This is a genomic window from Halomonas sp. BM-2019 (assembly GCF_017584085.1).
In genome coordinates, this window is record NZ_CP071922.1 from 1,494,513 (window position 1) to 1,502,380 (window position 7,868).

Annotated in this window: 8 protein-coding genes and 2 riboswitches; of the genes, 3 read left to right on the top strand and 5 right to left on the bottom strand. The window is 69.5% G+C overall.

Annotated features, from left to right (window positions below):
* From J5F18_RS07540 to J5F18_RS07550, 3 genes are all read left to right on the top strand, one after another.
* Positions 1-2,146 (top strand): hypothetical protein (locus tag J5F18_RS07540; protein WP_346301656.1); only part of this gene is annotated, 2,146 nt, incomplete at its 5' end.
* Between the two features lies 1 nt (position 2,147).
* A complete protein-coding gene (locus J5F18_RS07545) occupies positions 2,148-2,597 on the top strand; it encodes a hypothetical protein (RefSeq protein WP_346301657.1) in 450 nt (149 codons plus the stop codon).
* 72 nt (positions 2,598-2,669) lie between these two features.
* Entirely contained in the window at positions 2,670-2,798 is a 129-nt protein-coding gene (locus J5F18_RS07550; RefSeq protein WP_346301658.1) for a hypothetical protein, read from the top strand.
* 68 nt (positions 2,799-2,866) lie between these two features.
* Here the strand turns inward: J5F18_RS07550 and thiC are convergent, their stop codons facing one another.
* From thiC to J5F18_RS07575, 5 genes are all read right to left on the bottom strand, one after another.
* A complete protein-coding gene (gene thiC, locus J5F18_RS07555; protein WP_346301659.1) occupies positions 2,867-4,669 on the bottom strand; it encodes a phosphomethylpyrimidine synthase ThiC in 1,803 nt (600 codons plus the stop codon).
* Positions 4,670-4,748: 79 nt separating this feature from the next.
* Positions 4,749-4,869: riboswitch (TPP riboswitch) on the bottom strand.
* Positions 4,870-4,952: 83 nt separating this feature from the next.
* Positions 4,953-5,621 (bottom strand): thiaminase II, encoded by a 669-nt coding sequence (gene tenA, locus J5F18_RS07560; protein ID WP_346301660.1) that lies wholly within the window; start codon positions 5,619-5,621, stop codon positions 4,953-4,955.
* A 68-nt stretch (positions 5,622-5,689) separates the two neighbouring features.
* Positions 5,690-5,809, bottom strand: a riboswitch (TPP riboswitch).
* Between the two features lie 86 nt (positions 5,810-5,895).
* Positions 5,896-6,825, bottom strand: coding sequence for a lipid A biosynthesis acyltransferase (locus tag J5F18_RS07565; protein ID WP_346301661.1), 930 nt, complete (start codon positions 6,823-6,825; stop codon positions 5,896-5,898).
* 17 nt (positions 6,826-6,842) lie between these two features.
* The gene (locus tag J5F18_RS07570) at positions 6,843-7,220 is read right to left on the bottom strand and encodes a DUF4870 domain-containing protein (RefSeq protein ID WP_346301662.1); all 378 of its coding nucleotides are present in this window, start codon (positions 7,218-7,220) and stop codon (positions 6,843-6,845) included.
* Positions 7,221-7,275: 55 nt separating this feature from the next.
* Positions 7,276-7,656 (bottom strand): VOC family protein, encoded by a 381-nt coding sequence (locus tag J5F18_RS07575; protein WP_346301663.1) that lies wholly within the window; start codon positions 7,654-7,656, stop codon positions 7,276-7,278.
* Positions 7,657-7,868: the final 212 nt, after the last annotated feature.

Consider the following 7,868-nt stretch of genomic DNA (forward strand, 5'->3'; position numbering starts at 1 on the left):
CTCTACCCTCGGCACCGCCACCCATCACCTGGAACGGCCCTCGGCGCGGCGCTATGTCCGCCTGACGCAGGTGATCGCCGGGCTGCGCGATGGGTTCGCCGAGGCCAAGCGGCCGTTGCGCTCCCTGCATGCGCTCGGGCTGGGCGCCGCGGTGCTCTTCCCGCTCTATGCGGCGGCGGCCCCCGCGCAGGCCGAACTGGCCACCGATGCGACCAGCCCGATCCACGACGCCGTGCGGGATCGCGTGCTCTATGATCTCCACCATCACGGCGCACGACGCTCCCTCATCCGGATCGCCGAACACCTGCTGAACGGCGATGACTGGCGATGTCCCTGTCCTTTCTGTAGCGCCTTCAAGTCGACCCACGGTCACGCCCCGGAAGAGGCCCGGGCGGCCTGGCAGCAGGCCGGGCGGCCCGCCGTGGACCGCGCCTTGCTCGACGACATGGCGGGTTTGGCCACCGCGATCCCCCTGTTGGCGGGCCGGGATCCCGAGCGCCATGCCAGCCGCACCCATATCGCCCACAACCATTGGGTGCTGGGGGCTCTCGCGCGGGAGACCCCGCAGGGGGCCGGGCGCGGCGAATGGGCCCTGGCGCGCATGCAGGCGCTGCGCAGCGGCGCCTCCCTGACCGTCGACCGTGGCCTGGAGGCGGGGCTGGCCATGCTCGCACGGCTCGCCCAGGCACGGCCGCCACCCACCCCCGAGCAGCCCGGCCACGAGGTCGTCATGACAACCCTCACCCTGACGGATCTGACCCACACCCTCGCTACGGCCGCTCGCGACGGCGCGCTGCGGGTCAAGTTGATCGCCCACACCGAGAGCGCCTTGCGCCGGCAGGAGGCGAGCCTGCGGGAGCGCCATGCCGCGATCGCCAGCGCCTGGGCGGAGGGCCCGGGCGCGCTGCGCGACGCCTTCGCCGCCCTGTTCCGGGCAGGCGAGCGGCTCCCCATGCTCCATGACCTGATCGGCACCACCCTGGCGGTGCAGCGGCGCACCGAGGCGGCACGGGATGAGGTCGTGCAGGCCCTCCACGAGCTGGCCGCGATCGGCCGGGTCGAGGGTATGGCGTCGGTCGTCACGCCGGAGATGGCCGAGCGCCTGGCCCGACAGCCGGCCCAGGCCAGGCTCTCCCTGCATGCCGCCGTGCTCTTGGGGCTCCCGCGTCGTCCGCCCGGCCGGGACAGCCTCGAACGACGGTTGGCGGACTGGGCGAGGCAGCGCCTGTGGGCCCTGCATGGCCTGGTGCTGCTGGCCATCGTCGAGGCGCCCCCCCAATCCCGCCCCGATGCCACGGCCAGGCTGGCGGCAGACCGGGGGGCGGTCGAAGGGCGGGTGCGTGAGCTGCGCGATGCGCTGCGAGCGCTGGCCTCGGAGTGCCAGGCGTCGGGCGTCGTCAGGCCCCGCGACGCCCTGGCCCTGTGGGTCCGGGTGCAGGAGACGGAGCACTGGACCCGCGACACCGGCAGTGCGCTGGCGGCGCAGGCGGGGGCCGTGGCCACTGCCGCCGTGGTGGCCGCGGAGCGCGATGCCCTGCGCCTCGCCCGCGACGCCGCCCTGATCTACGACGGCATCCGTTACCTGCTGGGCCTGCTCGCCGGCGCCCACGCGGTCATCCGGGCCTATACCCTCGCCGACGAGGTCGCCTTGGCGGCGTTCGGGGCCATCGCGGCCCTGCCGCTCGCCCCCGCGACCCTCGACCTGCCGCGCACCTCGGTGGCCCAGGCCCTGAAGGGGCAGGCCGGTGAGGTGATCGAGACGGCCGCGCTGGTCCTGGCGGTGAGCGTCACGGCCGGCGGCCCGGCACCGCGCACGGTCCTGATCATCGGCACGCCGAGCGGCGCCCAGTTGACGGTGCTCCTGCCGTTCATCGCGGCGGACTCCTTCGGTGTCACCTCGGGCATCTGGGTGCAGGTGCGCGGCACGCTGTTCCCCAAGGGCAAGGGTGCTCTGAAGGGGGCCGTGCTTGAGGTGAGGCGCATTCGGCGCGAGGCCGCCTCCGCGGCCAGCGCCTTCGATGCGCTGATCTGGCTCGGCCGGCGCGAGTTCACCCTGCGCCCCGGCCAACTGGACATCGTCGCCGGGCGATGCGCGGGGCGGCCGAGCGCGGCCCTGGAACTGGCGCTCAGGCGCCAGGGAGGCTGACATGGAGATCAATCCGCAGTGCGAAGCCGAATGGGAAGGCTACGAGGCGAGCCGCCAGGCCTATCAGGAGGCCTGGGATGAGGTAGGCAAGGCCTGGGAGAAGTACGACGAGAAGCTGTCCGACGTGGAGGAGTATCTGCACAAGGCCGAAGAGACCCTGGAGAAGCTGACCGAGTGCTTCCAGACCCAGCAGGAGTCGCTGGCGGAGCCCGATGACGACAGCGACGATGAGGAGATCCACCCCCACTTCTGCTCGCTGGAACAGATCGCCAACTTCTTCAACTACATGGAGGAGGTGCACGCCAAGGAGGATGAGCTGGTCGAGGTGCTGGACGAGCTGGATGCGGCCCACCAGGCGCTGCAGCAGGCCGACAGCGACTGGTGGGGAGCCACCACGCTCGCCGAATACTGTGAGCAGCACTGGGCCGGGAAGTCCTGGGTGGAGGCGTAGGCGGGGAGGACCTCCCGTCCACTGGCCTCCCGGGAGGAGGCCATCGAGTGGGTCAAGCGCTGCCCCAACCCGATGCCGGGCACCGAGGCCGAGATCGAGATCCGCCAGGTCTTCGAGGCCGAGGACTTCGGCGAGGCGTTCACCCCGGAGCTGCGCGAGCAGGAGGAGCGGCTGCGCAGCCAGCTACAGGAGAAGGGGTGAGCCGCCAGTCGGCACTACGGCGATCACAAGGCCATACTCGACCGAATCGGTAATCGCGGTAGTCCTCCTTATACCTCCTGATAGAGCGCGCCGCCCTTGTGGCGGAACTTCTCCGCCTGCTCCTCCATGCCCTTCATCACCGCCTCGGCGTCGCCGTCCAGGCCGTGCTCGGCGGCATAGTCGCGTACCTCCTGGGTGATCTTCATGGAGCAGAACTTGGGTCCGCACATGGAGCAGAAGTGGGCCACCTTGGCGGAGTCCTTGGGCAGGGTCTCGTCGTGGTACTCCCGGGCGGTGTCCGGGTCCAGGCCGAGGTTGAACTGGTCCTCCCAGCGGAACTCGAAGCGCGCCTTGGAGAGCGCGTTGTCGCGGCGCTGGGCGGCCGGGTGGCCTTTCGCGAGATCCGCCGCGTGGGCGGCGATCTTGTAGGTGATGATGCCGGTCTTGACGTCGTCCTTGTTGGGCAGGCCGAGGTGCTCCTTGGGGGTCACGTAGCAGAGCATGGCGCAGCCGAACCAGCCGATCATCGCCGCCCCGATGCCGGAGGTGATGTGGTCGTAGCCCGGGGCGATATCGGTGACCAGCGGGCCCAGGGTGTAGAAGGGCGCCTCGTCGCAGTACTCCAGCTGCTTATCCATGTTCTCCTTGACGAGGTGCATGGGCACATGGCCGGGGCCCTCGATCATCACCTGGACGTCGTGCTTCCAGGCGATCCTGGTCAGCTCGCCCAGGGTCTTGAGCTCCGCCATCTGCGCCTCGTCGTTGGCGTCGGCCACCGAGCCGGGGCGCAGGCCGTCGCCCAGTGAAAACGCCACGTCGTAGCGCTTGCAGATCTCGCAGATCTCCTCGAAGTGCTCGTAGAGGAAGCTCTCCCGGTGATGGTAGAGGCACCACTTGGCCATGATCGAGCCGCCCCGGGAGACGATGCCGGTGACCCGCTTGGCGGTGAGCGGCACATAGCGCAGCAGGACGCCGGCGTGGATGGTGAAGTAGTCCACCCCCTGCTCGGCCTGCTCGATCAGGGTATCGCGGAACACCTCCCAGGTCAGGTCCTCGGCCACGCCGTTGACCTTCTCCAGGGCCTGGTAGATGGGCACGGTGCCGATGGGCACCGGCGAGTTGCGCAGGATCCACTCGCGGGTCTCGTGGATGTTCTGCCCGGTGGAGAGGTCCATGATGGTATCCGCGCCCCAGCGGATGCCCCAGGTCATCTTGTCGACCTCCTCCTCGTGGTTGATGTTGCAGGGAATGATCGCCCGGCCCGCCGCCACCTCGGCGCGCACGAACTCCGGTGTGATCTCATCAACCAGGCGGGCGCCGAAGCCCTGGCCCGGGTGCTGGTGGCCCAGGATGCGCTCGACCTCTGCCGTGCCCAGGGCCTGGCGGCGCTGGTTTTCCCGGATAGCGATAAATTCCATCTCCGGGGTGATGATCCCCTGGCGGGCATAGTGCAGCTGGGTGACGTTCTTGCCTGCCTTGGCGCGCCGCGGCGTGCGGGTCAGGTCGAAGCGCAGTTGGGCGAGCGTCGGGTCGTTGGCTCTACGCTGGCCGTACTCGCTGGTGGGACCGTCGAGGAACTCGGTGTCGCCGCGCGCCTCGATCCAGGCGCGGCGCAGCTCGGGCAGGCCGCGGCGCAGGTCGATCTCGGCCGCCGGGTCGGTGTAGGGGCCGGAGGTGTCGTAGACCAGCAGGGGCGGGTTCTCCTCGTCGGCACCGGAGGTCTTGGTGGGCGACAGGCTGATCTCGCGGAAGGGCACGCGGATATCGGGGCGCGAGCCCTCGACAAAGACCTTGCGCGAGCCGGGCAGGGGCCGGATGGCGGCCTCGTCGACCTTGGCGGTCTCGGCCAGGAAGTGGGCGGTCTTGCTCATCTGATGTTCTCCCCAGGGGATATCGTGTCGATGTTTCAGGGAGGACAGCTTGGGGAGGACAGGGGCAGGGGAGGCATCCCGCTGCGTGTCGCTTGATCCCTACGCTGGTCCTAGCCAGTTCAGGTTCAACGGGATCCAGGCTTTCTCTATGGCGAGAGGCATGATCTCAGCCGTCGTCAACGGCACCCCGTCAAGCGCGTGGTCGGATGATCGGTCGATCATCAGTCTGACGCCGCCCGCCGGCCTGACCAGAACCAGCGGACGGATGGCGATGGAGCCAGCGCTACAGGGCGCGATCCAGCCCCATCTGCCAGAAATCGATTTCGAGGCGGATGGCGTCGCGGAACACCTCGGTCAGCTCGGCGAAGCGTGCCGCGCTCACCTCGGCGAGGCGTGCATCGAGCCAGGCGATCTCGGCATGCATGGCGGCCTGGAACTCGTCGCTTTCGTACATGGCGATCCAGGCGTCATAGGGGTTGGCGTCGCCACGCACCGTTTCCACCCGCTCGCCCAGCCAGTTGGCGATCACGCCGTAGCCCACCAGGCAGGGGGCCAGCGCCACGTGCAGGTCGAGCAGATCGCCGCGGTGGCCGGTGTCCAGCACGTAGCGGGTATAGGCCAGGGTGGCACGGGCCTCGGGCAGGGCGGCGAGCTCGGCCTCGGTGATGCCCCACTCGCGGCAGTAGCTCACGTGGAGGTCGAGCTCCACGTCGAGGATCGCCTTGAGGCCCTCATGGGCGTGGCGCAGGTCGCTGAGGCTGCGGCTCTTGTAGGCGGCCAGGGCGTAGGCCCGGGCGAAGTGGATCAGGAAGAGGTAGTCCTGCTGCAGGTAGTGGCGGAAGGCCTCGCCGTCGAGGGTGCCGTCGCCGAGGGCGCACACGAACTCATGCTCGATATAGGCGTGCCAGTCGTCCGCGCAACTGGCGGTCAGGTCACTGAAGCGATACCCCATCATGCCTCCGGTCTGTGGTCGATCCGGGGCGGGCAGGGGAAGGGTGGCCGGGAGGGGCGCTTGGAGGCGCCAGGACACCGCTTGATTCCTACGCCGGTACGAGCCGGATCAGGTTCCACGGGATCGGTGCTCGGGCCTTTGCCCCTGCGCCATCTCAGCCGGATTCACCGGCACCCCGTCAAGCGTGAGGCCCAGTCTAGCAGGTTGTGGGCGGGTTGCCAGGGGCGGCAAGGAAAATGGTTGGAAATAATTTCCATTTTTGCGTAATGGCGCCTCAGTAGAGCCGGAACTCCTGATGGCGGGGGTGCCCCTCCTGCTGCTGGATCACCTTGCGGTAGCGCTTGTACTCCCACTGGTACTGGGCCGGGTCCAGGGCGATGGCGGCCTCCACGCAGGCGTTGACGCCGGTGGCCGAGGTCGGCTCGTCAGCCGCGTAGACGCGCGCGTCGGCGGGGAGGAAGTGGATCTCGAAGCCGCGGCCGGGAAGGCGCCGGGCGACCCCGGTGACCACCCGGGCCTCGGTGCGCGCCACCAGCTTGGGCAGCAGGGTGGCGGTGTAGGCGAGCCGGCCGTAGAAGGGCGCGAAGACGCCGCTGCCCCAGTCCGGCTCCTGGTCGGGCAGGATGCCGATCGCCTCGCAGCGCTTGAGCGCCTTGAGCAGGGCGGCCACGCCGCGGGGGTTGGTGGGCACCAGGCTCGCGCCCATGCGTTCGCGCCCGGCGCGGGTCACGGCGTCGAGCTCGGCGATCTTGGGCGGCTCGTACATGGCGGTGAAGGGGAAATGGCTGGAGAGCCAGAAGTTGAGCACCTCCCAGTTGCCGAAGTGGGGCGCCAGCACGATCACGCCGCGCCCCTCGGCGCGGGCCTCGTCGAGCAGCTCGCGGCCGTGCACGGCGAGGATCGCGGCCTCGACGCGCTCGGGGTCGCCCATCCAGGCGAAGCCCAGCTCCAGCATGGTGGCGGTGGAGTGGGTCAGGCTCGCCCGGGCCAGGCGGCGGCGCTCGGCGCGGGTCCGCTCCGGGTAGACCTCGCCGAGGTTGATCTCGGTGACCTCGCGCTCGCGGCGGCTGAAGCGGTGCACCAGGGGGCCGGCAATCCGCGACAGGCGCCACAGGGTGGCGAGCCGGAGGCCGGCCAGCGTCCGCCAGAGGGTGGCGATCGCGCGGGCCTGACGGGGGCTGGACTGGGAGCGGGTCTCGGCCATCTCGAACGAATCCGTGCCTAGAAGAGCCAGGTGTCCACGTTGTCGGGGGCGCGCTTCTCCTGCAGGCCGCGAAAGCCCTTCACGCAGCGCACGATCAGCCACACGGCCACGGCGATCAGCAGCGGGATGCCGATGGCGACCAGCACCAGGACGGTGGCAACGGTGGCGTAGAGCAGGCCGATCCAGAAGGTGCGGATCTGGTAGCGATAGTGCTCGTCGAGCCACTCGGGCCCCTTGCCGCGGTAGACATAGGCGATTACCACCCCGATCACCGAGGTGAAGCCCACCACAAAGCTAGCCAGGTAGAGGGCGTAGACCACCATGGGCATGGTGGTGTCGGAGGGGCGGCTCGAATCGATGACGCGGTCGTCGCGCGAGTTGTCGCTCATGGTCATCCCTGAATGGGTGAATGTCTGGGGCCCATGATACCGGCCGGGCGCGGCCTTGCCATCATCGCGCCGGGCGACTGATCTCCAGCAGGTTGCCGTCCGGGTCGCGCAGGTAGAGCGACTCCAGCTTGCCGGTGGCGCCCTGGCGCTCCACGGGGCCGAGCTCCACCTCGACGTCCAGCGCCTCCAGGTGGCGGGCCACCTCGTCCAGGGGCAGCAGGCTGCGCAGGCAGATGTCGATGCTGCCGGGAGTGGGTGTCGCCGCCCGGGGTTCGATGTCCGTGGCGGTCCAGTGCAGGCGCAGGGCCAGGTCGCCGAGGATCAGGTCGACGCGCTCGCGGTCGCGGTAGCGCACCTCCAGCCCCAGCACCCGGGAGTAGAAGTCCACGGCGCGGGAAATGTCGGTCACGGTGATGACCAGATGATCCAGACCTGACAGCATTCGGTTCTCCTTGGAGGATTGCTCTGCCACAGAGGATACGATGATGCCGACCTGCCCGCTATGCGCATCGGCCGATACGGCCTTCTACCATCGCGATGCGCGGCGCGACTATCGCCGCTGCCGGCGCTGCGACCTGGTGTTCGTGCCGCCGGCCTTCAGGCTGTCGCCGGCGGAGGAGCGGGCGGTCTACGACCGGCACGAGAACTTCCCGG

Excerpts from the sequence above, each read along its gene's own strand:
- J5F18_RS07565 (WP_346301661.1), bottom strand. The coding sequence starts at position 6,825 with ATGGCCGAGACCCGCTCCCAGTCCAGCCCCCGTCAGGCCCGCGCGATC.
- tenA (WP_346301660.1), bottom strand. The coding sequence starts at position 5,621 with ATGGGGTATCGCTTCAGTGACCTGACCGCCAGTTGCGCGGACGACTGG.
- J5F18_RS07545 (WP_346301657.1), top strand. The coding sequence starts at position 2,148 with ATGGAGATCAATCCGCAGTGCGAAGCCGAATGGGAAGGCTACGAGGCG.
- J5F18_RS07575 (WP_346301663.1), bottom strand. The coding sequence starts at position 7,656 with ATGCTGTCAGGTCTGGATCATCTGGTCATCACCGTGACCGACATTTCC.
- J5F18_RS07570 (WP_346301662.1), bottom strand. The coding sequence starts at position 7,220 with ATGACCATGAGCGACAACTCGCGCGACGACCGCGTCATCGATTCGAGC.
- thiC (WP_346301659.1), bottom strand. The coding sequence starts at position 4,669 with ATGAGCAAGACCGCCCACTTCCTGGCCGAGACCGCCAAGGTCGACGAG.
- J5F18_RS07550 (WP_346301658.1), top strand. The coding sequence starts at position 2,670 with ATGCCGGGCACCGAGGCCGAGATCGAGATCCGCCAGGTCTTCGAGGCC.